Annotated in this window: 23 protein-coding genes and 1 pseudogene; 20 read left to right on the forward strand and 4 right to left on the reverse strand. The window is 44.7% G+C overall.

All coding sequences use genetic code 11. The annotated features are described in order from the left end of the window. Nucleotides 1-7 precede the first annotated feature (7 nt). The 14 genes and pseudogenes from DFP77_RS08295 to DFP77_RS08360 all read left to right on the forward strand — a co-directional run. Nucleotides 8-589, forward strand: a complete 582-nt coding sequence (locus tag DFP77_RS08295; RefSeq protein WP_114411821.1) for a DedA family protein — start codon at nucleotides 8-10, stop codon at nucleotides 587-589. Beyond that, nucleotides 586-1,719: a D-alanine--D-alanine ligase gene (locus tag DFP77_RS08300; RefSeq protein ID WP_114411822.1), complete on the forward strand. Its 1,134-nt coding sequence runs from the start codon at nucleotides 586-588 to the stop codon at nucleotides 1,717-1,719. Before DFP77_RS08295 ends, DFP77_RS08300 begins: the two co-directional genes overlap by 4 nt. 29 nt (nucleotides 1,720-1,748) lie before the next feature. Then, complete coding sequence (locus tag DFP77_RS08305; RefSeq protein ID WP_114411823.1) at nucleotides 1,749-2,303, forward strand: hypothetical protein; 555 nt, start codon at nucleotides 1,749-1,751, stop codon at nucleotides 2,301-2,303. A gap of 2 nt (nucleotides 2,304-2,305) precedes the next feature. Next, the gene (locus tag DFP77_RS08310; protein WP_114411824.1) at nucleotides 2,306-3,091 is read left to right on the forward strand and encodes an NRDE family protein; all 786 of its coding nucleotides are present in this window, start codon (nucleotides 2,306-2,308) and stop codon (nucleotides 3,089-3,091) included. A 19-nt stretch (nucleotides 3,092-3,110) separates the two neighbouring features. Continuing rightward, nucleotides 3,111-3,554 carry a YHS domain-containing (seleno)protein gene (locus tag DFP77_RS08315; protein ID WP_114411825.1) on the forward strand — a complete coding sequence of 148 codons (444 nt, stop codon included), beginning with the start codon at nucleotides 3,111-3,113 and terminating at the stop codon, nucleotides 3,552-3,554. A 23-nt stretch (nucleotides 3,555-3,577) separates the two neighbouring features. Beyond that, nucleotides 3,578-4,030: a hypothetical protein gene (locus DFP77_RS08320; RefSeq protein ID WP_114411826.1), complete on the forward strand. Its 453-nt coding sequence runs from the start codon at nucleotides 3,578-3,580 to the stop codon at nucleotides 4,028-4,030. A gap of 2 nt (nucleotides 4,031-4,032) precedes the next feature. Then, the gene (locus tag DFP77_RS08325; RefSeq protein WP_114411827.1) at nucleotides 4,033-5,820 is read left to right on the forward strand and encodes a bifunctional lysophospholipid acyltransferase family protein/GNAT family N-acetyltransferase; all 1,788 of its coding nucleotides are present in this window, start codon (nucleotides 4,033-4,035) and stop codon (nucleotides 5,818-5,820) included. A gap of 313 nt (nucleotides 5,821-6,133) precedes the next feature. After that, the gene (locus DFP77_RS08330) at nucleotides 6,134-7,708 is read left to right on the forward strand and encodes a cytochrome ubiquinol oxidase subunit I (RefSeq protein WP_114411828.1); all 1,575 of its coding nucleotides are present in this window, start codon (nucleotides 6,134-6,136) and stop codon (nucleotides 7,706-7,708) included. Nucleotide 7,709: 1 nt separating this feature from the next. Continuing rightward, nucleotides 7,710-8,846, forward strand: coding sequence for a cytochrome d ubiquinol oxidase subunit II (gene cydB, locus DFP77_RS08335; RefSeq protein ID WP_114411829.1), 1,137 nt, complete (start codon nucleotides 7,710-7,712; stop codon nucleotides 8,844-8,846). A gap of 61 nt (nucleotides 8,847-8,907) precedes the next feature. Continuing rightward, nucleotides 8,908-9,018 (forward strand): cytochrome bd-I oxidase subunit CydX, encoded by a 111-nt coding sequence (gene cydX / locus DFP77_RS08340; RefSeq protein ID WP_110573853.1) that lies wholly within the window; start codon nucleotides 8,908-8,910, stop codon nucleotides 9,016-9,018. Between the two features lie 5 nt (nucleotides 9,019-9,023). Beyond that, a complete protein-coding gene (gene cydD / locus DFP77_RS08345) occupies nucleotides 9,024-10,799 on the forward strand; it encodes a thiol reductant ABC exporter subunit CydD (RefSeq protein WP_114411830.1) in 1,776 nt (591 codons plus the stop codon). Then, nucleotides 10,759-12,426, forward strand: a complete 1,668-nt coding sequence (locus tag DFP77_RS08350) for an amino acid ABC transporter ATP-binding/permease protein (RefSeq protein ID WP_114411831.1) — start codon at nucleotides 10,759-10,761, stop codon at nucleotides 12,424-12,426. The genes cydD and DFP77_RS08350 overlap by 41 nt, the downstream gene beginning before the upstream one ends. A 710-nt stretch (nucleotides 12,427-13,136) precedes the next feature. Beyond that, nucleotides 13,137-14,210, forward strand: a complete 1,074-nt coding sequence (locus DFP77_RS08355) for a DUF6602 domain-containing protein (protein WP_114411832.1) — start codon at nucleotides 13,137-13,139, stop codon at nucleotides 14,208-14,210. A 68-nt stretch (nucleotides 14,211-14,278) separates the two neighbouring features. Continuing rightward, nucleotides 14,279-14,377: pseudogene (locus DFP77_RS08360) on the forward strand (DfrA family trimethoprim-resistant dihydrofolate reductase); the annotation flags it as partial. 131 nt (nucleotides 14,378-14,508) lie between these two features. Here the strand turns inward: DFP77_RS08360 and DFP77_RS08365 are convergent. After that, nucleotides 14,509-15,981: a transporter substrate-binding domain-containing diguanylate cyclase gene (locus DFP77_RS08365; protein WP_181858518.1), complete on the reverse strand. Its 1,473-nt coding sequence runs from the start codon at nucleotides 15,979-15,981 to the stop codon at nucleotides 14,509-14,511. A 409-nt stretch (nucleotides 15,982-16,390) separates the two neighbouring features. Between DFP77_RS08365 and DFP77_RS08370 the strand changes: the two genes are divergently transcribed. The 6 genes from DFP77_RS08370 to trxC all read left to right on the forward strand — a co-directional run bounded on the left by DFP77_RS08370 (nucleotide 16,391) and on the right by trxC (nucleotide 21,181). Further along, the gene (locus tag DFP77_RS08370; RefSeq protein WP_114411834.1) at nucleotides 16,391-16,936 is read left to right on the forward strand and encodes a helix-turn-helix domain-containing protein; all 546 of its coding nucleotides are present in this window, start codon (nucleotides 16,391-16,393) and stop codon (nucleotides 16,934-16,936) included. Further along, nucleotides 16,933-17,655, forward strand: a complete 723-nt coding sequence (locus tag DFP77_RS08375; protein WP_114411835.1) for an AzlC family ABC transporter permease — start codon at nucleotides 16,933-16,935, stop codon at nucleotides 17,653-17,655. Before DFP77_RS08370 ends, DFP77_RS08375 begins: the two co-directional genes overlap by 4 nt. A gap of 2 nt (nucleotides 17,656-17,657) precedes the next feature. Beyond that, nucleotides 17,658-17,993, forward strand: coding sequence for an AzlD domain-containing protein (locus DFP77_RS08380; protein WP_114411836.1), 336 nt, complete (start codon nucleotides 17,658-17,660; stop codon nucleotides 17,991-17,993). Between the two features lie 89 nt (nucleotides 17,994-18,082). Continuing rightward, nucleotides 18,083-19,618 (forward strand): ParB-like protein, encoded by a 1,536-nt coding sequence (locus tag DFP77_RS19665; protein ID WP_205115270.1) that lies wholly within the window; start codon nucleotides 18,083-18,085, stop codon nucleotides 19,616-19,618. 276 nt (nucleotides 19,619-19,894) lie between these two features. After that, nucleotides 19,895-20,584, forward strand: coding sequence for a hypothetical protein (locus DFP77_RS08390; protein WP_114411837.1), 690 nt, complete (start codon nucleotides 19,895-19,897; stop codon nucleotides 20,582-20,584). A 150-nt stretch (nucleotides 20,585-20,734) separates the two neighbouring features. Beyond that, a complete protein-coding gene (gene trxC / locus DFP77_RS08395) occupies nucleotides 20,735-21,181 on the forward strand; it encodes a thioredoxin TrxC (RefSeq protein ID WP_114411838.1) in 447 nt (148 codons plus the stop codon). Between the two features lie 24 nt (nucleotides 21,182-21,205). On the opposite strand, the gene DFP77_RS08400 is transcribed toward trxC, so the two are convergent. From DFP77_RS08400 to DFP77_RS08410, 3 genes are all read right to left on the reverse strand, one after another. Next, nucleotides 21,206-21,463 (reverse strand): YfhL family 4Fe-4S dicluster ferredoxin, encoded by a 258-nt coding sequence (locus tag DFP77_RS08400; RefSeq protein ID WP_114411839.1) that lies wholly within the window; start codon nucleotides 21,461-21,463, stop codon nucleotides 21,206-21,208. Between the two features lie 10 nt (nucleotides 21,464-21,473). After that, on the reverse strand, nucleotides 21,474-22,877 hold the full coding sequence (gene trhP, locus DFP77_RS08405) for a prephenate-dependent tRNA uridine(34) hydroxylase TrhP (protein WP_114411840.1): 1,404 nt from the start codon (nucleotides 22,875-22,877) through the stop codon (nucleotides 21,474-21,476). Nucleotides 22,878-23,316: 439 nt separating this feature from the next. Continuing rightward, nucleotides 23,317-25,485, reverse strand: coding sequence for a TonB-dependent siderophore receptor (locus DFP77_RS08410; RefSeq protein ID WP_114411841.1), 2,169 nt, complete (start codon nucleotides 25,483-25,485; stop codon nucleotides 23,317-23,319). Nucleotides 25,486-25,596 lie beyond the last annotated feature (111 nt).

A 25,596-nucleotide genomic window follows, 5' to 3' on the forward strand; every position in this document is an offset into this window, starting at 1 on the left:
ACTTACCTTGATTGCAGAATTACAAGTATGGCTAACATCGGGAACAGCGTCGCTCACCTTGTTGTGCGTTGGTGTTGTGCTCTTGTCCTATTTACTCGAAGACCTTGCCATCGCAACAGCGGCGACCTTGTCTGCCCATGGGGACTTGCCTTCATCACTTGCCTTAATGTCGATTTTTATCGGCATCGCGACAGGGGACTTGGGCTTGTATGTCTTGGGACGTTACGCCCGAAAAGTCAGATGGTTACGCTATCGAGCCTTAACCAATTCTTCGTTTAAAGTCGTGAGACAAAAGCTGATCCAACGTGCTTTTTTGAACCTTTTCTTAATTCGTTTTATTCCCGGCTTAAGAACCATTGGTTTTACCTTAAGTGGTTTTCTCGTCATTCCGTTACCTGTCTTTTTTAGTGCTGTTCTGCTTGCTACTTCTATTTGGACGCTGGTGGTGTTCACACTGATTTATCAAATAGGCAGCAGTGTTTTTATGCAGGTGTCAGAACTGAAATGGCTGCTTATTCCTGTGGCATTTGGCCTGTTGTTTTTAATGAATCGTTTTCTTAATAAATCGTTTACGCGAGGTATGTCATGAGTGCCATGGTTGAGGGGCAGTTCATTGCGCCAAATAGAATTAATGCTGGAATGCCGCTACTCCAAGTTGAAGAGGAAGCGAGTATTTCACCTTATGAATTCATGCCGAGCTGGTTTTTTTACGCCCCAGTTGTCGTGCAGAGTTTGTTTCTTGGGCTGCGTCACGGTGATGTTTGTTTACCTTTAATCGCTAACCCAAGCATCAAGTTGAGCGGCATGGTGGGCGAATCCAAAACAGACATATTGAATTTGGCTGGTCCGGTAGCCAAGAAATGGATCGAACCTTTTATTACCCTGACAAAAAACCAAGAAAGCGTTGCTGTGCAATTCGAAAACGCACAGCAAGCAATGGACGTTGCTCAGTTGTCATTTCCCATTGTGGCTAAGCCTGATTTAGGTTGTCGTGGTGTTGGCGTCAAGCTACTGAAATCCGCAGCGCAACTTCATGAATATATTGAAACGTTTCCTACCTCCGCTCAGTTTCTACTGCAACGTAAAGCGCCATATCAAGCGGAAGCAGGCGTCTTCTATGTGCGTTATCCAGGGCAAGAACAGGGCGAGATTATTTCCATCACCTTGAAATACGCCCCCAGTGTCGTTGGTGACGGCACGCACAGTTTGAGACAGCTGATTGAGCGTTGCCCACGAGCCGGTCAGTTAGCGCATTTGTATTTCCCACGTCATACACAAAAGCTGGATTGGATTCCCGCAGACGGTGAGGAATATCCTCTCGCGTTTGCTGGCAGTCACAGCCGTGGCTCGATTTTTCGTAATGGCAATCAATACATCACGCAAGCATTAACGCGAAAATTGGATGAGATCTTAAAAGACGTTGATGGCTACTACTACGGCCGTTTAGACATCAAGTTTGCCGACATTGAGTCTTTCATGGCAGGCGAAAACTTTTCCATTTTAGAAATGAATGGCGCGAGCAGCGAAGCGACCCATATTTGGGACCGCAATACCAGGTTATCCGAAATTTTTAGCACCTTGCTAAAGCAGTATCGAATTTTATTCGAGATAGGTGCCTTGCAGAAAAAGCGTGGTTTTAAATCACCGACCATTCGAGCTTTGTTAAAAGCGTGGCGAGAAGAAAAAGCACTTATTCAGCATTATCCGGCTACTGATTAAATTAAGAGACGTTCTTGTAAGGAAAACCTATGCAATCGGTATTGAAAAAAAGACAAGTCAGAGACTTCCCAGCAGCGACCTATACGCCAACGGTGCAAGGTTGTCTTGAGGTGTTTGCTCAGGCTTCTCGTTGTTTGCAGATGCTCGACGATGACGCTTATCAAGCGTCGATGAAGCCTGTGGTGAACAGTTCTATTGGTGAGCATTTTCGTCATTGGTTAGATGTCTTTAATGCCGTTTATCAAGCGGGAATAGTGATTGATTATAACCAACGTCGTCGTGGTCATAGGGTGGAAACATCGCGCTCTGTTGCCTTAGTTGAAATCGACGAGCTGACAAACTGGCTTACTGGCTTATCGGAAAAAGAGCTTAAGAAAAACGTGAATGTTTTGACCGGAGTCTCTGTTTTGCATACGCAAGCCTGTCTCATGTCTTCGACCTTGGAGCGCGAAATTACTTTTGCGGCACTGCATGCGAATCATCATTTTGCCATGGTGAAAGTGGCCGCCAGTTTAATGAATAAAAGTATCGATGAGGACTTTGGCATTGCGCCAGCCACCGCAACGTTTTTAAGAGGCCAATAATTATGTGTTCGGTTTCTTGGTGGATTGATGAATCAGGTTATCAATTATTCTTCAATCGTGATGAGCAAAAAGCACGAGCTCCCGCCTTGTCGCCTCAGTCTTTTGCTCTGCAAGGCATCCAAGTTCTCATGCCGATTGATCCTGTGGGCAAGGGTAGTTGGATTAGCTTAAACGAGGCCGGTGTGTCTTTGTGTTTACTCAATAACTATCAAGGCAAAACGCCGTCAGGCCAACTGACGAGCCGTGGGCAATTGGTCAAGCAATTATCCAGTGCTACAGGGCTTGCCCAAATTGAATGGCAGTTTGCTCAGCTGGACCTGCAACAGCTTGCCCCTTTTACCTTGCTGGCTTTTGAGCTGGGTAATAGCAAGGTTAGAGAGTTTCAATGGGATGGTGAAAACGCATCGATTCTTTATGCCCAATCACCGCATTTTTCGTCTGCAGTGGAGCTAGAAGGAGTCACGGCCTATCGACAATCCGTCTATGAGGAACTCGCTGTCGAAAGCGCTGACGATTTGCTGTTGTTTCATTCTCAGCACCATCCAGAGCAGTCTCATTTCTCGGTTTGTATGCACAGAGAAGATGCTCAAACCGTGAGCTTCACTCGCATTCAGGTCGCAAAAGACAATTTTCAAATGAGCTATGTGGCCGGATCGCCTTGCTCGAATTTAGCGCCACAAGCGTTGGCGTCTCAGAGCTATTGTTTTCAAGACAATGGTTTTCAAAGCAATCGTTCTCAAGACACGTGTTTTCACGAAAAGGTTTCCCTCGTTACTGGTTCTTATTAATCAAAATTTAGGAGTTGTTATGACGCGTTTAATGATGTTTTTAGCCGTGTTTATAAGCAGTTTTGCCCTAGCGCAAGATGAGATTTATACCGGCTATTTTAGTAATAAAGCACTTAGCGGCTATGACACGGTTGCTTACTTTACGGACCAAAAACCGGTCGAAGGCAGTTCCAAGTTCGTCACTGAATATAAAGGCGCTGATTGGTATTTTGCCTCGCAACAGCATCTCGATATGTTCAAAGCTGAACCGGAAAAATACGCTCCGCAATATGGTGGCTATTGCGCTTGGGCTGTGTCTGCCAAGAATGACTTCGCCTCTTCTGATCCAAAAGATTGGGCCGTGGTTGATGGCAAGCTGTATCTGAATTATGACGACAACATTAAACGCAAGTGGGACCAAGATCCTGTGTTGCACATCAAACAAGCGGATGCCAATTGGCCAAGCCTGATCGGTAAAAAATAATACTTATAAATAGGGTCAATAAAATGAATAAGCAAATTGTGAAATATGTACCAACGGTGTTTATCGCCTTTGTGTTTGTGCAGTCGCTGTTTTTTAAATTCACTGGTTCCTACGAAACCGACCATATCTTCGGCGTGTTGGGTACTTGGTCTGGCTTGGAATTCTTCGGTCATTACGGTGGCTACATTCTTGGCGTGGCCGAACTGATTGCTGCTGTTTTGCTCTTTACTCGTTGGCATGGTTTGGGGGCTTTGATGGCAATGGGCATTATGAGTGGTGCGATTATTTTTCACCTATTTACTCCGCTTGGCGTAGTGATGCCTGAGTTTAATGCAGCCGATGAAGTCGTCGGCAATGACGGTGGTTTGCTGTTTATCATGGCGTGTTTGGTTTGGTTATGTGCGGTGTTTTTATCGCTTCGGGATCTTAAAAATCCACAAGGCATCCTAAACAAAATTATCAAGAGCGGAGTCTGATTATGTTGGCCAGTCCTTTTCGTTTAAAAAGAATCACGCCATTTGGCGTTGGAGAATCCGTTCTTGAATGGGCGACAGGACTCGCTAAATTAGATCGCTTGTATCAACAAAGGCCCAGCAGCCAGACCAGCTTTGAATTTATGCGTTACACCCTCGAAGCGTTGAACATTGATTATTCCATTGCCAAAGGTGCCGCTGAGAATATTCCCCAAAATGGGCCTGTGGTAATTGTTGCCAACCATCCTCTTGGCGCGATTGAAGGTGTGGTCTTGGCAGACCTAGTTGGACGCGTTCGCAGTGATGTAAAAGTACTGGCCAATGAGTTACTCAAGCGTTTGCCAGAAATCAGTGACTTATTTATTGGCGTGGATGTGTTTGGCGGTAAATCGGCGCAACGCACCAATGGCAAGGCGATTCGAGATGCTCATCGGCATTTGGCTGAGGGCGGTGTGTTAATTGTTTTTCCTGCAGGGGAAGTGTCCACTTATCCGAAAAAATCTAATGATCAGTCAGCAGAAAAGTCGATAGAAAAGCAGGCGTTAGCCGACATCGAATGGAGTCAGTCGGTCGCTAATTTCTTAAATCGCAGCGAAGCGACGACGGTGCCGATTTTTATTAATGGCAAAAATAGCGAGTTGTTTTATCAAGCCGGTCGTATCCATCCTTTGCTACGAACCGCTATGTTGGGCCGAGAACTGCTTAATAAAAAATCCTCAGTCATTGAGATTTCTATCGGCAGTGCTATACCGTTTGCGGAAGTAAGCCAGTTTGAAAGCAATCAAGATCTTGTCAGCTACTTACGTTTGAATACCTATTTAATGAGCCCTCAACATGCTCAGGAATCGGTTGTCCAAGATGACAACAAAGATTTACCCATCATCGAGCCGATTGATCCGAGTCTTTTAGAGAATGAAATTGCCAATCTGCCAGGCGATATGCTGTTGCTGAAGCAAGGTGAGTTCAGTGTTTATTGCACTCCGACGCAATCTATCCCTTTGCTGATGCAAGACATTGGCCGTATCCGCGAAGAAAACTTCCGCGCGGTGGGCGAGGGTAGTGGTTTGGCCTGTGACGTGGATGAATACGACCTTTATTATCATCAATTGTTTGTTTGGCATCATGGCAATAAAGAAGTCGTCGGGGCTTATCGCATGGGGTTAGTGGATAAGCTTATTGAAGCGCATGGCTTAAAAGGGTTGTACTCACGCAGCTTGTTTAACTATGACCAAGCGTTTATCGATAGCCTAGATCACAGCATTGAGATGGGGCGTTCGGTTGTCGCAGCTAAGTATCAAAAGAATTTAAATTCGCTGCTCTTGCTATGGAAGGGGATTGCTACCTTTGCTTCTCGCAACCCAAAATATACGCATTTATTTGGCCCTGTCAGCATCAGTAATGAATACAGCCATACGGCACGTCAATTGATCGCTGCAACCTTGTCGATTCATTATTACGATAAAGAGAAAGCCTGCTTGGTGATGCCATCGACGCCACTGCGCAACAGCGGTTCCGTGTTTTGGCAACCTAATTTGTTGTCTTCCTTGGCGAGTGTCACCTTGCTGTCTAAAGTCTTATCGCGAATGGAGCAGGGCAAAGGTTTGCCCGTATTGATTCGCCAGTATTTAAAAATGAACGGTAAGCTGGTGTGCTTTAATGTCGATCCAGCTTTTCATAATTCACTGGACGGCTTAATTGTGGTGAATTTAAAAGAGGTGCCTTTGTCTATTTTGGCAAAATACATGGGACAAGAGGACGCTAAGCGATACTTAGAAACAGTCTTGAAAAAATAGCCCAAGAGATAGCAATCATGGTGGCTGAACGAAATGCGTCACAGCCTCCATGATCATGTTTGGTTTTTTATCTTCAAGTTTTAGAACCCTTTCATCACCTCTTCAAACAATCTTTTTTACTACTTATTCCTTTCACTCTCTTTATCTTGATCTAACGCAATGTTTCAAATCAAAACAGCACTCATAATCTGGCCTTATAGTAAGCCTTGAAATGTTTTGAGGCTTCGGTGGGCGTTGGATAACAAGAACACTCAATCAAGTAAGTGTCTACGATCGTCTTTTTTTCTCAATCAAATGAATGGGTTGAAGCTATATGATTAACGAAGCTGTAGTGGATTTATCGCGATTTCAGTTTGCTTTCACTGCTCTGTACCACTATTTGTTTGTCCCTTTAACACTAGGGATGGCTTTCTTATTGGCAATCATGGAGTCTGTCTATGTAATTACCGGTAAGCAAGTCTACAAAGACATGGTGAAGTTTTGGGGTAAACTTTTTGGTATTAACTTTGCGCTAGGTGTAACAACGGGTTTGACAATGGAGTTCCAGTTCGGAACGAACTGGTCTTACTACTCTCATTACGTTGGCGATATTTTTGGTGCACCTTTAGCCATTGAGGGCTTGATGGCCTTCTTCCTTGAGTCGACATTGGTTGGTTTATTTTTCTTTGGCTGGGATCGCCTCAGTAAAGTGAAACATTTAATGGTGACTTGGGGCGTAGCGCTAGGTTCTAACTTGTCAGCTTTGTGGATCCTGATCGCCAATGGCTGGATGCAAAATCCAGTAGGATCAGAGTTCAACTACGAAACCATGCGTATGGAGCTCGTCGACTTTGGTGCTTTGATATTAAACCCAGTGGCGCAGGTGAAATTTGTTCACACCGTATCAGCAGGCTACACAACAGGGGCGATGTTTGTTCTGGTTATTTCAAGCTACTACTTATTGAAAGGCCGTGACCTTGCGTTTGCTCGCCGTTCTTTCGCTATCGCTTCAGCGTTTGGTTTAGCGTCTATCTTGAGCGTTATCCTTCTAGGTGACGAATCTGGTTACGAGCTAGGCGAAGTGCAAAAAGTGAAATTAGCAGCGGTTGAAGCGGAGTGGGAAACACAAGAAGCACCAGCAGACTTCACCTTAATCGGCTTTCCAAACCAAGAGCTTGAAGAAACCGAGTTTGCTATCAAAATTCCTGGGCTAATGGGCTTGATCGCAACACGCTCTCTAGACAAAGAAGTAACAGGCATCAAAGAGCTGAAAGAGCATAACCGCCAACGAATTATCAATGGTATTTATGCCAACCAGTTGCTTGAGAAGTTACGCAGCGGTTCAACGGATCCGCTAGTAAAAGAAAACTTCGAGAAAGTAAAAGACGATCTTGGTTACGGATTGTTGGTAACAGCATTCAATGAAGACATGAACAAAGTGACATCTGAAGAGATCGATCAAGCGGTTGAATACTCTATTCCGCAAGTTGCGCCATTGTTCTTTGCCTTCCGCATCATGGTCGGCTGTGGTTTCCTAATGTTGTTTGTCTTCGCTGCTGCTTTTTACCAAAACGCGCGTCGTCGCATTGGTCAAAGTCCTTTGTTCCTGAAATTTATCGTAATTTGTTTACCACTTCCTTGGATTGCCAATGAAGCAGGTTGGTTTGTTGCGGAATACGGTCGTCAGCCTTGGGCTATTGGTGAAATATTACCGGTTCATGTTGCGGTCTCTAGCTTAACAGCCACAGAGATCTGGATCAGCCTTGCAGGCTTCGGGCTTCTTTATACAGCGTTCTTAATTGCTGAGATGTACTTGATGATTCGCTTTGCGAAACAAGGCCCTTCTAGCTTGCATACTGGACGTTACGCACTTGAACAAGAAACGGCTCAGCTAAAACAAGGGGTGTAAGATGGATTACGAATTATTAAAAGTGATTTGGTGGGTGTTGATCGGTGTTCTACTGATTGGCTTCTCCGTGACAGACGGTTTTGACATGGGCGTTGGTAGCTTGTTGAAAGTGATCGGTGGTACGGATTCAGAACGCCGTATCATGATCAACTCGATTGCGCCTCACTGGGACGGCAACCAAGTTTGGTTTATTACAGCAGGCGGTGCGTTATTTGCTGCTTGGCCTGTGGTGTATGCGACAGCCTTCTCTGGTTTCTACTTTGCCATGTTGTTGGTATTGGCGGCGCTATTCTTTCGCCCAATTGGTTTTGACTACCGTTCGAAACTGGAAAATACCAAATGGCGTACAAGCTGGGACTGGGGTATCACTTTTGGTTCGGCTGTTCCGCCAATCATTTTCGGTGTAGCGTTTGGTAACTTATTACAAGGCGTGCCGTTCGAATTTGATCAATACATGCGTGCCACTTACACCGGTTCTTTCTTTGCTCTGCTAAACCCATTTGCGATTCTTTGTGGTTTGGTCAGCTTGTTAATGCTAATGACGCAAGGCGGTGCTTGGTTACAAATGAAGACAGATGATGCGCTACTTGAAAAAGCCAGTCGCATCACTGCAATTACCGGTGCATTAGCTGCTGTGTTGTTCATCTTGGCGGGTGTGTGGTTGGCTTATGGTATTGATGGTTATGTTTTGACCAGCGCTATCGATGGCAATGCAGTGGTAACACCTTTGATGAAAACAGCCGAAGTTCAAGCTGGTGCTTGGTTGGCTAACTATGACAAAGTGCCTGCACTTATGTTGGCTCCGCTTATCGGTATTGCAGGCATGTTGTTCGCAGCACTGACTGCCGTGCTGAGAAAAGGCGCCTTGTCTTTCTTGAGTTCCTCTTTGGGTATTGCCGGCATTATTGTTACAGCGGGTGGGTCAATGTTCCCATTCTTGATGCCGTCTTCAAGTTTTCCAAACATGAGTTTGACTATGTGGGATGCGACATCTAGTGAAAACACCATGATGATTATGTTTGTGGTGGCTTGTATCTTCGTACCGATTGTTCTGGCTTACACGTTATGGAACTACTTTGTGATGTATGGTCGTCTGACTAAGAAACACATCGAAGAAAACAATCATTCACTTTACTAGTCATTGATATAGAAGATAGAGCGCTTTGGGCTCTGTCTTCTAGCAATAAGAGGAATAAGTTATGTGGTATTTTGCTTGGGTTCTAGGCGTATTGTTAGCCTGTTCGTTCGGTATTGTTAATGCCGTATGGTTAGAATTTAGCGGCTACGAAGGTGAAGAGGAGCAGAAGTAAACCCAATGAAACAGCACAAGGAAACAAAAAAGGCGCGTCGAGCTGGCCGAGTGAAAACATCTGAAGGTGTATTTTTAGATGAACTAGCCAGTCAGCAATCATCAAAGTATCGAATTGCTCAAGGCTTTGGTGTGTTGTTTGCAGTGTCTTTGGTGTTGCAAGCTTGGGCGTTAGCGAATGTGTTTTCAGACATGGCGCTACACCAGTCTTTTTCCTTGTCTCTTTTAGTCTTGGGGTTATTTGCTCTATTACTACGTGCCTTGGCGAACTTTGGCCGAGAACGTATTTGCACCAGCGCAAGCCGTGATATTCGTTACGGCTTGCGACGTAAATTGGTGTCGCATCTGACAAACCTTGGGCCAGCGCGCCTAAGAATAGAAGAGGATGCGGCGCTTTCTACTCGTGTTTACGAACAAGTAGATGCGTTAGACGATTTCTTTAGTCGCTATAAACCGCAAGTGTTTATGGTGACCCTAATTCCTTGTGTGATCCTACTGTCTGTTGTTTCTATTTCTTGGATCGCCTTCTTTGTTTTCATGATGACCGCGCCTTTGGTCATTATCTTCATGATCTTTGTGGGTCATAAAGCCGCGCAAGCCAACCGTCGTCAATTCAATGTCTTGGCCATGTTGTCCAATCAGTTCATGGACTTAAGCCAAGGCTTATCAGAACTCAAACGCCTTAACAGAACTGGCGAAGCACGCGAGCGTTTGTCCGACAGTGCTACTTCATACCAAAAGACAACCATGGGGGTTTTGGTATTAGCGTTTTTATCAACGGCTACGTTAGAACTTTTCGCGTCATTGTCTATCGCCATGATTGCCTTGTATTTAGGGCTTGGCTTATTAGAAATCTTACCATGGCAAGTGGGCAGCTCCCCCGTTACCTTGACGCAAGCTATGTTTCTTTTGTTGCTTGCGCCGGAATTTTATTTGCCGCTACGTCAGCTTGGTAATGACTACCATGCGAAACAAAAAGCCGAAGCCGCCGCGACGGATTTGTTAGATATCCTACAAACACCAGTGCATGCATCCACTTCACACCAAGAGAACACTGGATTAGCTTTTTTAAATACGTTGAAATCTATTCAATTCAAAGACTTGAGCTGGCAGGAAGAGGGGCGTTATCGACTCGCGCCAATTACGGCCAATATTGCCCAGGGCGAACGAGTTTGGCTGAGTGGTGAATCGGGAGTGGGTAAATCCAGTCTATTGCATTTGTTACTAGGTTTTGAAGAAGGCTTTGATGGGCAGTGCTTGATCAATGGTCAGCCATTCTCAGAATTAAACTTGGCTTCTTGGCGAGCCAAACTGGCTTGGTTGCCACAAACACCGGAATGGGTAAACGGCAGCATTCGTCGTAATTTACTCTTAGGGCTGGGTGGCAAAGAGGGCGCAGGGCTACCACATGAAGAAGAGATACAAACAGCGCTCATAAAAAGCCAGTGCGACGAATTTATACAGCTGCTTCCCGACGGGTTAGATACCAAACTAACCGAATTAGGAGCAGGGCTTTCTGGCGGGCAAATGCAGCGACTTTCTATTGGCAGAGCCTTATTATCAAAAGCCGATTTATGGTTACTCGACGAGCCTTGCTCTGGCTTGGATAACGACACAGCACAGGCGGTACTCGACACACTTAAAACCGCATCTCAAGGCAAAACCCTATTGATCGTCAGCCATGATACACATCCGATTGCATGGGCAGACAAACATTGGGCACTAACAAAAGGAGGTTTGCATGAGCATTTACGCAAAGAAAACCACGAAGTTATCGCTTAAGCGCCTTTTATTAGCCAATCCTTGGGGCTTTGTTATTCCTCTGTTGACTGGTGTGGCTGCCACCTTAGCGGGTGTTGGGCTATTGGGGCTTTCTGGTTGGTTCATCTCCGCGGCAGGCTTGGCAACAGCGTTGGGCGGTGCATTGGTGTTTAACTACTTAACACCCGGCGCCATTGTTCGAGGGCTTGCGATCCTCAGAACCGCAGGCCGCTATGGCGAACAAGTCACAGCGCATAATCACCTGTTGGGGTTACTGCGCACTTTGCGCCTTTGGGTGTGGGATCAGCGAGTTGCCAAAGATGCTGCGAACCTTCATCAACAAAGCCGTGGCGACTTGCTACAGCGCCTAGTCAGCGACTTGGATCAAATTATTCGCTGGCCCTTGGTGGTGTTTTTACCTTGGGTGTATGCTGTATTAGCTTATGTTGGCGTGGCGATTTTGGCCTATTTCATTCTGCCAGCTTTGTTGTGGCCGTTATTGATTGCTGCAGTGTTACATGTCTTGGTGGTGCCTTATGTTTGTGGACACTTCGCCAGCCATGCAGTGCATGTAGGTCAAATATTGGGTGTACATCGTCGTAGCCGCTTTGTTAGTTTTTTTTCGGCACTGATTACCTTAACCATTCGAGGCCACTGGGAAGACTACGCACAGCGTCTTGATCAACTGGATGAACGCCAACGCAGAACCGAAATCCGTATTCAACAAGCAGTGAGCCTTGGGCGATTATTGTCTTATGGTGTGACCATCTTACTCATCGCCAGCAGCTTCTATTTACTCAGTGCCTTTACCCCAGAAACCCAACGCTGGACCTTAATAGATGGCGTGCAGGGCACTTGGGTTGTCGGTTTTTCTTTAGCTTTGTTAGCCGTAAATGAACTGGTCTTGCCCTTGGTGCAATCCTTCGTCGCCCAAGGCCAGTCGCAAGTTGGTCTACGTCGACTCAACCAGCTTCACCACGATACTGAGCCAATGTCCGAAAAGACGATCCCACAGATCGAGCAACTTTTGTTTAAACAATGGCGCGGCTATCACGCTCCTAGTGGTTTGGGCAGCCAAGTTACTGATATTAAAGTAAACCATGGTGAATTTGTTTGGATCCGAGGCGCAAGTGGCTCAGGCAAATCCACCTTACTCACCTCCATTGCCGGTGACTGTTTATCCACTGGCGACGCCTTTATTAATGACGAGAAATACTCTGTATACAACAACCCAACGTATCAAGCACAACTAAGCTACTTGCCACAATCGCCGTATGTTTTCCAACAAAGCATCGCCGCGAACTTACTGCTTGGCAAACCTAACGCCAGCGACGACGAACTCTGGTCTGTATTAGAAGCCGTCGCCCTAGCCGAATGGGCACGCAACCTACCCAATGGTCTAGAAACCTTACTCAGTTCCCAAGGCCGCAACCTTTCAGGAGGACAGCGCAAACGCCTCGCCTTAGCACGCCTGCTGCTAAGACAGTCTCCCGTCTTACTGCTAGACGAACCATTCGACGGACTCGACAAAGCCACCATAGAAACGATTTGTCACTCGCTACAGAATGACTACAAACCAGATATCCTAATCCTTGTCAGTCACGTTGGAAGTCGCCTCGGCAACAACGCCAGAGTTATAGAGCTGTAGCCCTATGACTCCCTAGCTAATTGTAGGGCATCATGAGCGCAGCGTGATGTGCCGCTGAAAGCGAAGCTTTCATTGTAGGTTGCGGCTTAAGCCTGATGCGGAGTTCATGTTCCATTCAAACGCTTTGTATTCCCAACCTTTTTTCCGCACTTTAATTCAGGGAGAAGCTGAGCGGGTAACTTTTGCCAATCGATGCAACGCTTTCATTGAAAGCAAAGCTTTCATTATTGACACTTAATCCCCCGCGTAGACACGTCATTTCCCACAAGGGGACAAGCGCCCGCGAAGGCGGGAATCAAGCACTTATGGTCTAGAGTTGGTGCTCTTTGAAGTTGAATTGATTTCATTTTTGGATGAAAGTTAAAGCGTAATTTATGGGGGCATATACAGTTTATTTTTTAAAGTGAACTTTAATTGCGCGTTTAGCTATTTTAAATAAACCAGTTGTGCGCGTTTTGTACTGGAGGTAAGTGAGAAAGTCCTCTAATATCAATGAATAAGGATTCGTAGAGCTAAAATAACGCGCTGTGGATAAAAGGAATAACACGCATGCTCGTTTTTCTTGGTTTAGACTTTGTTGATATCCATATTAATGTTTTTAAAGTCAGTAATTTATAGAGACATTAAGAAGATTTTAAAGATGTGTAAATGCGCATGCGCACTATTAAACTGTTAGCTGTACAAAGAAAAAATCCAGATTAGGGAAGTTAATGAGCATCATATCTGAAAAATTCAGCGCAAAAATATCAGCCTTAAAGGTTGAGTTTGAGAGTAATAAAGAGGTTGTTCATCAGGGGGTTAAAGGTGGGTTAAATGAAAGCGAGCTTTCTGATCTAATAAGAGAAGTTATTCCAAAGAGATATAAGCTGACAAAAGGGATTATTGAAAACTCAAGGGGAGATCAGTCAAATGAAACAGATATTCTCATCTATGATGATGAGATACTTCCTTCATATATGAAAAATGAACTGACCTTTGTCCCTGTCGAAGCTGTGAAGTACAACTTTGAAGTTAAAAGTGGTTTGAATGCAAATGAACTAAAAACCACCTTAGCTAAATTTGAAAGGTTTAAAGCTATTGGTGGAGTGTCACCTACCGTACTTTTCTCATTCTCTAGCGATATTGATGGAAGTGAACTTAAGCGGTTAAAAAAATACGACAAGAACTTCTTTACCAATCCTGCCATTACCGTTTTATGCACTTCCACTAAAAGTTATTACTTTAAAAGTGTCAGCAAGCATTATCTTAAAGACTGTATTAGTAATTCAGAGTTTTTAAAGTTGTTTCAGGATGCCTCTGAGCTCGATTTAGATGGTGCAATTGAGGGCATGCGAGAATTGATGTCAAACGATGTCGCTTTATCTCAAATGAATCGTTCGCAATTTGCATTATGCATTCAGGGGATGATGCGAATGAATAGTCATTCTGCAGATATTGATGGCAAAGAGCTAACAATCAATGGACTGAAGTATAGTGATATCACGTTTAATATTCATAAGTGGGTTGGAGTTGAGGTAGATAGTAACGAGGTCGAGCTATCTTTTCTTTCTGGTGTCTCGAATACATTGTCAAAAGGAAATTTTGGACAGTATTTATTACATTCAGCAGCGCATGAACCCAAGATTTTTGCAGTATGCTACGAAGATATGTGGGGGAATTTAAGCTGTCAGGATTTCGATGAAAATGGATTGAGCTATGATAGCGATCAGGTTGTATTCAGTTTTCAAACCAGTGAAGAATCAAGCAAAATATTATTTAATATTTCAGAGAAGGAAAGCAGCTAACAAGTCAAATCACGTGGACTTCGCTGCGCTCCGCCGGTGTTTGAGGCGTTAACCCTCACTGGAGTCGCATGAAATTATCGTTAATCGCAGCAGTTTCTGAAAATGGTGTAATAGGTTCAGGCTTAGATATACCTTGGTCTGTTAAAGGTGAGCAGTTGCTGTTTAAAAGGCGATAATTGGGGGAAGAGTAAAATTAAATAAATAGAATGGCTACAAACAGATAAGGTAGCGAAAAAATAGCTAGTAAGAATAGAAGAGGGTGTTTTAATTTTATACTGACCCTCTTTTAAACAAATAATTACCCAGAGATGCTTTCGTGCCAAATGGCGACACGATTGCGGCCTGCATTTTTAGCTTGATACATAGCCAGATCGGCGTTATGCAGTAGCTCATCAAACGTTTCAGCGTGTTTCAAAGACTCTAAGCCGACGCTAATCGTTGAGAAGTGCAAAGCGTTTTCGGCACATTGGATTGACTCTTTTTCGACACACTCCCTAAGCTGTTCAGCCACTAAGTACGCCTCTTCTTGGTCAATCATTGGGAGGAGAATTACAAACTCTTCACCACCAAAACGGCCGATATGCCCGATGTTCTTGGCACTCAATATGTCACGGCAGACATTTACAACAGCCCTGATCACTCTGTCCCCAATCTCATGGCCGTATTGATCGTTAACTTGTTTAAAATTATCAATATCAATCATCAATACGCTAAAGGGCAATCCTTCATCCAGGCATTTTTGATAATCGATTTGTGCCATTTCCAAAATAGCACGGCGATTATAAGTGCCCGTTAAAGCATCGGTTGTGGCGAGTTTTTTGAGCTCTTTCTCTATCTTTTTTTGCTCTTCAATACGTTGCGTTAGCCGTTGCATTTTAAGTCTTGCTCTTTTCCGCAATGCCCAACTAAATAGAACCAATAGAATAGCTACCAAGCCGACTAAAGCGGCGATAAAGAGATAGTCCTTTGTGGAAGAGCGATTATTAGATGAATCTAAATTAATCCAATATCGATATATATCCCGCTTCTGCTGTGCGGTAATGCTGTCTAAACCTTTTTGCATGATGGACAACAGCGGCGCCCAGTCATCTCGAACTGCAAAACGTAAACTCCATTCAAAACCGGATTCTCCCACAACTTTAAGATTGGTCAGTCCATTTTTTTCAATGTAGTAGATTGCTGCTGCGTTGGAAGCGACGATCGCATCCGCCGCTCCATAAGAGACCATGCGCAGCCCTGTTTCGATATCAGGGACGGCTAACGTATCCAGTTGTGGGTATTTTTCTTGTAAATGTTCATAAGATGCATAATTTTGGATGCCGACGACTTTCTTGCCTTCGAGTGCTTCGATGCCTTCTCCAACAAACTCACTGCGGACAATAATTACGGCCGGCAGGCGTATATAAGGCCTAGTAAACTGCATATATTCGCTGCGTTCTGCGGTTTTCTCTGCGGCACCCCACATATCAACTCTACGTGCGCGTCCTTCAGCTACCACAGTTGTCCAGTCAGGAAACTGCACAATTTCTAGCTTTAACCCCAAGTCAAATTGCTGATCTATTATTTGAATAAAATCAGCTGTAATACCTTGGTATTCATTGTTTTCATTGAAAAATTCAACTGGAGGATAATTGGGTGCGGGAGCAAAACGAATAACAGGCTGATCTGCCAACCACTGCCGTTCTTCGGGCGTTAATATATCTTGTCCATACAGCATCCCAGCCACACTGAATAGAAGCAGATATAAACCGCCGAACAAGCTTCTAGTCAAAAATGGACTTCTCTTCATAACATCCTTATGAATAAGGCATCTACGGGCCAAGATACGAGTATTGAATTACTGTTTCTTATACTAATTCAATGATCCCTCATTGACCATCCCAGAAATGCTAATTTAAAAGTGGACAGTTTAATCCAATGGAAATTCATCGAAGAATTAGGGTCAGAGTCAAATTAAATACTTATAAAGTGTAGCCTTGTAGTCTGACAGCGCTACCACCGTCAAAATTCCCCACAAACCCAGATAGGGTAAGCCTTAAGAGCACGAAAAGCTCTATTAACAGACGTAGAGCTTTTTCCTGATTCTCTCTATTAACTAACTCCCATTTCCCACAATTACATTGACTTTCTTTTGTTCTTTATATAGAACGTTCTATATAAAGAACAATGTTGGAATCATGATGAATAAACCGATTCTCGGCTCGTTGGGTCGAAATATACAAAAATTGCGTATGGCAAAGGGGCTGTCTTTGTCTCAGCTTGCTTTGGATGCGGGGCTGGCGAAGTCCAATTTGTCGCGTATTGAGCAAGGCGAGGGCAATCCGACAATAGAAACCATTTGGCGTTTGGCGGTACAGCTGGATACGCCTTTTGGGGATCTTATTGCCAGTTTGGAATCCACTGTGGGTGAAAATGGGATTCAGGTTCGGTTAATTGACCAAGGTCTGAATAATCCGCGAGTGGATGTGTATTGGATGTCTTGTGCACCACACACGATTAAGCAATCAGAGCCGCATATTGCTGGGACGATGGAAACCATTACTTTAATCAGTGGTGAGTTGTTGGCGGGGGAAAGTAATGACTTGCGGCAGTTAGAGATCGGCAAGGTGCATACGTTTGCGGCCGACGTTGAACACAGTTATCAAACGGGCGATGAATGGGCGACAGTAATGATGGTCATTACCTATGCAAAACAGGGCAGCGCAAAGCACGAGGTTGAATCATGAGTACGACAACCCAAACCCTTGCAGGAACGCCTTGGAAACAAGGTGTAAAAGACGCGATTCCACTGTTAGGCGGTTACATTCCTGTGGCGATTTCTTTTGGTCTGATTTCCGTTCAGTCTGGTTTTAGCGTGTTAGAGACTATTCTGATTTCGGCCTTTATTTATGCTGGCGCATCACAGTTTCTTTTTGTTGCTATGGCTGCTTCTGGCGCGCCGTTATGGTTTGTGGTCATCATGACACTGCTAATCAATGCTCGACATGTTGTTTATGGACCAAATCTCTCACCTTACTTAAACCAAGATAAGAAGTGGTTGCCATTAATGCATGGTTTGACGGATCAGATTTTTGCGCTGGCTCACGCACGTTTGCCTCAGCTTCCTGATCAGGCCCGTATCGGCTGGTACACAGGCGCAGCGGTGTTGGCTTGGTTGAGCTGGATTGCAGGAACCGCACTAGGTGCTATTGCGGGTGGAGAATTGACGCAACGCTGGCCATTAATCAATGATGTTTTGCCGTTTGCATTGCCCGCTTTGTTTTTCGTTTTAATTGTGCCGCGCTGTAATAATCGCTTGTGGACATTAACGATCGCTTTGTCTGCTGTTAGTGCTGTTATTTTGAAAGTGTTAGGTTTCCCAAATGTCGCTATTCCGTTAGCAGCTTTGTGTGGCGCAGCCTTGTTCTACGCTTTGAAAAACCAGCGCAATATGGGAGGGCAATAAATATGGATATGTCTATGTGGCTGGCGCTCGTCAGCATTGCCATTGGCACCTATTTAATTCGTCTTTTACCGTATATTTGGATGAAGCGAAGCTTGGCGAAAAGGCAAACGGAGGACTGCATCGGATCCATGCCGACTTGGTTAACGATACTAGGCCCAACCATGATCGCTGCAATGTTTGGCACTTCTTTAGTACCGACACATTCTGATACCTTGTCTTGGTTAGCGACTGGCGTCGGGATACTGATTACTTACGGTGTGTGGACGCGAACTCGTTCAATGGGGTTGCCTATTTTATGTGGTGTAGTGGCATTTGGAATGGTAACGCTTGTGTTTTAGTAAGGTGGATTATGAAGGCACCCCGACACTTACTTGTAACATCTCTCGATTAAGATATCTGTATTCTTAATCAAATATGAGGGACGGTGATGTCTTTTAAAACGCTTTTAGCCAGTGCTTGTGTTGTTAGTACTGTTGCTCTGCCAGTTTATGCCAATGATGTTCATCAAGGGGATGTGGTTGCGGTAACTTTGAGTGAGTTACACCCAACCCAACCTGCGGTTGGTTATGATCAGATAATGTATAAGTTAGGCCGTTTCCAGTTTGATCGTGAAAAGCTTTTTGATGAAATATGTGAGGCGAATGGGCAAAAAGGCGTCACTTCTTTTTCTGAAAATGCTCATCCCAATGTACCAAGTACGTTTCAATGTGACGAAAAAATCGGTGCTAATAAAAAGGATATGAAGACCATTGTTGTAGCGCCGAATGGCGAGTATTACTTAACGGATGGTCATCATACTTTTAATGCTTTTTACCAAATGGCTGAGGGCGGAGCGGATTTTCGTGTCAATGTTGTAGTAGATAAAGATTACAGTGATTTAAAAGATATGTCGCAGTTTTGGCAAGCGATGGAGAAAGACGGCAATGTCTGGTTGTATGGTGCAAAAGGTGAAGCCATTGTTACCGATCAGTTACCTAAACAACTTGGTATCCATAACTTTGCCAACGACCGTTATCGTGGGCTGATGTATTTCTCTCGTGACGTCGGTTGGAATAAGCCAAAGCAGCCAGTGCCTTTTTTAGAGTTTTACTGGACGAGAGAGTTACGTAAAAAAGTGGATTTAGATGATTTCGATTTGAATTCTATGGATGGTTATGCCGAGGCAATTAAAGCGACCAGTAAGGCAATTCTGTCGATGAATACATCGAATGTTGGTGAGTCTAATCTCTCGGTAAAAGAGATGGGGCAGTTTAGTGAATTCAAGCAAAAAGGCTTGGATAAATTGCTAAAAAAAGGCGGTAAGGTCGATTATATGCTGCGCTATAAAACCAGTGCTTCTGGGAATGGCTTGAGCTATGACTTGTCTGTGAAACATGCGCCAACTTTAAAAATGCTTGATACAACGACCCTTGCGGCAAATATGAGTTATAACGATTACCCAGCGGTCAGCCAAGACGGTGACATTAATGCCATTGTGGAGATTCCAGCAGGTACATCGGCGAAATGGGAGTTGAGCAAAGAGCACGATAACCAAATTATTTGGGAATACAAAAAGAATAAGCCTCGTATCGTTAATTATCTTGGCTATCCGGCAAACTACGGATCTATCCCTCGTACGGCTTTACCTAAAGAGTTTGGTGGTGACGGCGATCCACTTGATGTGATTATCTTGGGTCAGTCTGTACCGCGTGGAGAAGTGGTTCCAGTACGTTTGATTGCGGTAATGAAGATGATTGATGATGGTGAGCAGGACGATAAATTGATCGGTGTGCTAACGAACGAATCGCCATTTTCTGGTGTGACTAGCTTGCAGCAGTTAAATGCTGATTACCCAAATGTCACGGATTTATTAGCGACTTGGTTCTCTAGCTATAAAGGCGCTGATGGCGGTATTGAGATCAGTGGTTGGGGCGATGAAAAAGCCGCTCAAGCTATTTTGAAAGCAGCACAAGAACATTTCTAATCGGTCTAAGCTGAGTGTTGATCTTTCAACACTCAGCTCTTTTTAAGACCCATACCAATGGTTTAGCTGTATAAATTGCCAAAGCTCATTGCGTTCGTTTGTTGACGCTTGTATCAATATATTTGCTAAATTCATTTCCTCCTATGCATAGCATCTTACTTCTACACCCTGTACATTGGTTGTTCGACCTGTTCATTTTTTAAGGTTTTTTATTGGCTAATTAAAACGCCTATCAGTGTTATTCCCTGCAATATGGCGTTCAAATAGGAGTGCTAGATGCAAGTTACGTTTTCCGTTCAAATCGATTCCTTTAAGAAAATTAGCAAGATTCCAAACGCGTGGTCTGACGAAGATTATCGTGCTCTTTTGAGCATTATGGATTTCGAGGATGACGTAGAGAAGATGGATGCGGCAGAGCTGCGCGAGATGTGCATGATGTCACTCAATGACCTTGGGCCTGCGGACGCCGCCAAGGCTGTAATGACGCATTTATTTCCAGAGTTGGCAGAAGGCAAAATAGACCAAGTCAGCCACGATATGGTGGATGATCGTTCATGGGAAGAGTATGCCGACTGTCTGCTACATGAGCGTTTCTTTAATGCGTATGGTTTATTGCGTGAAGCTTTTAATGGCATATTTGCGAACCCTACTGGTGTTGAGCTTGCGCTGACAGTAACCGCGGGTCATGCAGAAGATATGGCGATATTTGATGAATCGTTGCATTCATCCATTGTGCGTTTATTGGCGAATGGGCAAGGCGATGATGCGCTGATTAATCGTTTATACGAAGACCAAATTAAAGGCACGCACTTCCCTGAAGCGCCTGGGCTTGTTTGGCAGCTTAAGCAAGTGGCAGACGAAGGTACAACCCGTCAGTTTTGCTTGGTGAGTTCCTATTTTTGGATGGAGAACTTCGAGCAGGTGGAAAGCTTTGAAGCTGAAGCTCATGCGGATGTAGAAGAATAGCTTAGTGGTGTGAGTTTAATTAGGCTACTAAGGCAAAGAAAAGCGGATCAAATGATTCGCTTTTTTTATTTTCAAGGTTGGCAAGCACGCCGTATTTCGATTTAATCTCGTTCTGTTTATGAATGAAAGCACTTAATCACGAGGCTCAAAATGACTAATTCACCGATCCAAATCGTTTGTCAAAGCTGCAGAACAAAGAACCGTGTGCCGAAAGACAAGCTGGGCAATAAGCCTCTTTGTGGCAAGTGTAAAAAGCCTGTTCTTTCAACACAACCCATAATGGGCGGTGATAATAATTTTAGACGCTACATCAATGATAATGACCTTCCTGTTGTGGTGGATTTTTGGGCGTCTTGGTGCGGACCATGTCAGCAATTCGCGCCTATTTTTGAACAGTTAGCCAGTGAAATGTCGACAAAAGCCTGTTTTGTAAAATTAGACACTGAAGAGAATCAAACCACAGCGGGTAGCTTTAATATTCGTTCCATTCCGACTTTGATGATCTTCCATCATGGCAAAGAAGTCGCTCGCTTGTCAGGCGCTTTACCGAAAGCACAATTTCAGCAATGGTTAGCGCAGAACTTGCCAGCGGCTTAAGATGTTTTGGATATTGGCAGGACGTTAAACGCTGGTATCAAAATGCATCTCAACAAACTTTTCATATAGCGCTTCTTCTGTTTCGCGTCTGTCTGGGTCGGGTTTAACACAGTCGATAGGGCAGACGGCGACACAGGTGGGTTGGTCGTAGTGACCAACACATTCTGTGCATTTATCTGGATCGATAACATAAATCTTCGCGCCCATGGTGATGGCGTCGTTTGGACATTCGGGTTCGCACATGTCGCAGTTTATGCATCGGTCGTTAATGAGTAATGCCATGGCTTTGCCTCTATACCGCCGCGCTAGCGTGAGGTTGGCGAGTGGTCTGTCCGTCCGGTAGGTTTCTCATGAGGATGCCCATGGAGGCATCGATGCCTTGCGGGCAAGGGATAGACACCACATGGCCACTGCCTTTTGCCACGTCGATAGGGCGACCTTGTTTGTCGTTCAGTTCGCCCAATGCAAAAGTGACATTGCCTTGCGGTGTCATTAATTCCAACGAGTCACCAACACTGAAGCGGTTCTTCACTTCAATAGTGAGTGAGTCTTCGTTGGTTGCAATGACTTCACCGACAAACTGCTGTTTGTCACTGATGGAGTTACCTGTTTCATAGTTTTGCAGATCCACATGACGATGGCGTTGTAAGAAGCCATCGGTGTAACCACGGTTTGCTAGGTTGTCTAAGCTGCTCATGAGACTGGCATCAAATGGGCGACCCGCGACGGCATCATCAATGGCTTTGCGATAGATTTGTGCTGTTCTTGCACAGTAATAAAATGATTTGGTGCGGCCTTCGATTTTCAGAGAATGCACACCCATTTTTACGAGTCGCTCAACGTGTTGAATGGCACGTAAATCTTTTGAGTTCATGATGTAAGTGCCATGTTCGTCTTCGAAGGCTGGCATGTATTCATCTGGGCGGCCGCGTTCTTGCAGTAAAAATAGCTGATCTGTTGGTTCTTGTACTTGAACAGAAGCCTCTTGAATTTGCACGGTAGGTGTTTGGGCTTTCAAGGGTGCGCCGCTGCTGGCGATGATTTGACCTGTCTCGTCTTGCGTGGCTCCGTGGGCGTTGTATTCCCAGCGGCATGCGTTGGTGCAAGCGCCTTGGTTCGGGTCGCGTTTGTTCATGTAGCCAGACAATAAACAACGTCCAGAATACGCCATGCATAATGCCCCATGAACAAAGACTTCCAGCTCCATATCGGGCACTTTAAGGCGAATTTCTTCGATCTCATCCAGTGATAGTTCACGGGATAAAATAACGCGGGAAATGCCTTGTTGCTGCCAGAATTTCACGGTTGCCCAGTTGACCGCATTGGCTTGTACAGAAAGATGAATGGCTTGATCGGGAAAGGCTTCGCGAACCATCATTATTAAGCCTGGATCGGACATGATCAGCGCGTCTGGCTTGAGATCAATCACCGGCGTTAAGTCTTGCAAGTAGGTTTTCAATTTCGCGTTATGCGGCGCGATATTGCTGACCACGTAGAGCTTTTTGCCCAGCTCATGGGCTTCATTAATGCCAATGCCCAGCTTTTCCAAGTCAAACTCGTTATTGCGTACTCTTAAAGAGTAGCGCGGTTGCCCTGCGTAAACGGCGTCTGCGCCATAGGCGAAGGCATAACGTAGGTTTTTTAACGAACCTGCTGGAGAGAGTAATTCTGGCATGAAGGCTTTTTCTTGAGACATGAGGTTCACCGATCGATCAAAACGGGCGGAGTTTACCTGCGTGTTGATCGAACTCAAGCTCTAAGGGCGGGATTAATCGTCTAATTAAGACCCGTTTGATCTAGGTCAAAATACCTATCTGGAATGAGGCGTTTTACGGGTAGCCAAACGAGCAAAACCCCCTCCCAGCCTCCCCCTTAGCAGGGGGAGGAGCTAAGGGCATATTCTAGTCCCTTCCCCTTATTAAGGGGAAGGTTAGGATGGGGGTGTTACTATGTCTGCAAATTCACTACCTCCCAGCCTCCCCCTTAGCAGGGGGAGGAGCTAAGGGCATGTTCTAGTCCCTTCCCCTTATTAAGGGGAAGGTTAGGATGGGGTTGTTACTTTGTCGCAAATTCACTACCTCCCAATCTCTTAGTAGGGGAGGATTTGGCGGGCTTTATTTCCTCACTTTTGTTGATTAAAAATCGTAAGCAGCAGAAAGGTAAACGCGACGACGTTCGCCGACGAATGAACCAATTTTTTCGGTAAAGCCGCTGACAGCGTATTCTTTATCAAGCAAGTTTTTGATGTTTAGCTGGAATCGCCAATCTTGCCATTGTGTCTGCCATGACATGTCGTAGACGGTGTAAGGTTTTACGGTTTGGCCTTGGCGGTTTATCTGGTCGCTAACGAAATCGGCTCCAAAGGCAATAGAAGAATCTAAGTTCGGGAAGTCGTACCGTGTCCACAAACCGAGTTGGTGATAAGGCGTGTTAGCAAAACGATCACCGTTGGCATATTGAATGCCGTCAGTCGCTTCTTTTACGATGGTGTCATTGTAAGCGTAACTTAAGTTGGCTACCCAACGAGGGGTTATGTCTGCCATGACATCTAGCTCAACCCCTTGACTGCGAACTTTACCAAAGGAAACCAGCAAGTCGCTGTCATTTGGGTCTTCTTGTAGGATGTTTTCACGGGTGATGTGGTAAGCCGCTAGGTTTACGTTTAAGCGGTTGTTAAACCAATAACTGCGAACACCGACTTCAATTTGTTTGCTGTCTTCTGGGTCAAATAAGCGGCCATTGGCTGATTTTTGTTGGTCTGCGGCGTCTTGTGGGACGAACCCAGTAGAGAACGACGTATAAGGTTTCCAGTTGTCATTGATTTTATAAGTAGCACCAATTCGGCTGGAGTAGCCGGTGTCGTTGTAGTCTGCTTTTGTGGTCCCTGTTTTTACTTTGTAACCGTCGTACTTCTCTTCAATCCGATCAATGCGAGCGCCAGCGAGTAAGTCTAGTTGATTGGTTACTTTCCATTGATCTTGAACATACAAACCAATTTGATCCGTTGTTGTGGTTTCATCGGTTTTTAAGTGCATGGTGTAGCTATTAACATCATCTTGGCCGTAGATAGGGTTAGTTAGGCTAAGATTGGAAACGCCATCGGCTTTGTTTGCATAGCTGTATAGAAAGCTATTTTTCTGGTGGAAATAGTCGCTTCCGACTAGCAGAGTATGATCGCCTAATTCGGCGATTAAATTACCTGCAAGCGTAATGCCTTTGCGAGTACGGACTTGGTCACGATATTGTCGTTGCGTGGTATCTGCTGTGCCGTCACTGTTGCTGTCTATTAGCTTGCTGATTTCATGATATTTCTGGTTTTCAGTGTTTTCGAAATAGCGAACAGAGAAGTTACTGTCTAGCCATGAGTTGATGCTGTGGTCTAGGCGAGTCTGAAAGACTTGTGCGTCCAGCTCTTGGTAATCACTTTTTTCGTTATTATTCCAAGAAGTATCCGCTAAGAAGTTACCATCGTCATCGGTTGGAATGCCGCGTAAACGTGCTCCAGAAATGTGTTGATGAATGTCTGTGTACTGAACGGTAAGCGTGTTGTTTTCATCCATGTCCCAAGCGTAACCAAGATCTATAATCTGGTTTTCTTCTTCCACATTGTTACGGTATGAATCTTGTCCGTCTGAGTAAATGCCAACACGGTAGCGTTGTGAAGCGTCTTTATTAGCTGGGCCAGATGATTCCACGCTGCCGCTCAAAAAGTCTTTATTGCCAGCGCTGACTTTGAGGGTGTTTTTCTGCTCATATGTCGGCTTTTTGGTTACATAGTTAATGACACCGCCAGGTTCACCCGCACCGTAGATTGCACCAGATGGGCCCTTGAGGACCTGTATTTGCTCAATAGTAAAGAGTTGTGGAATGGAAAAATCACCGAATGGGTCGCCTTTAAGGCCGTCGTAGAGCACTTCGTCTTGGCTAAAGCCTCGTAACGTCACAGTGGATACGTTGTTTTGCGACATGCCAGATATTGAGCGATACAGGTCGGTGATTTGTCGTGCAGCTTGGTCTTGAATGAGAGCTTCTGTTACCACTTGAACAGACTGAGGTGTTTCATCAATCGGCGTGGCGGTGCGAGTAGCAAGTGCTGCTTCATCTTCCTTGTAGTAAGACAGTGCGCGGCCTTGCACCTGAAGCGTTTGTAGCTCTATGTTGGATCCATCCTTAACGTTGTTATCTCCATCATTGAGGTAACTGTCTTGTGTGATGTCATTTGCGGTATTTTCAGCAAAAATCACAGTAGAAAAAACAAGCGCACCACAGGCTTGCATCATCATTAAGGTGGTTCTTAATGTCATAGGTAAACCAAGAGTAAATGAGTAAGTTGCGTATGTTAATGTTTATGATATTCATTTACAAATGAGAATAAATTTACAAAAGTTTCAAAATACAAATGATGTGCTTTTTTA

Source organism: Marinomonas foliarum (genome assembly GCF_003337275.1).
Lineage (GTDB): Bacteria > Pseudomonadota > Gammaproteobacteria > Pseudomonadales > Marinomonadaceae > Marinomonas > Marinomonas foliarum.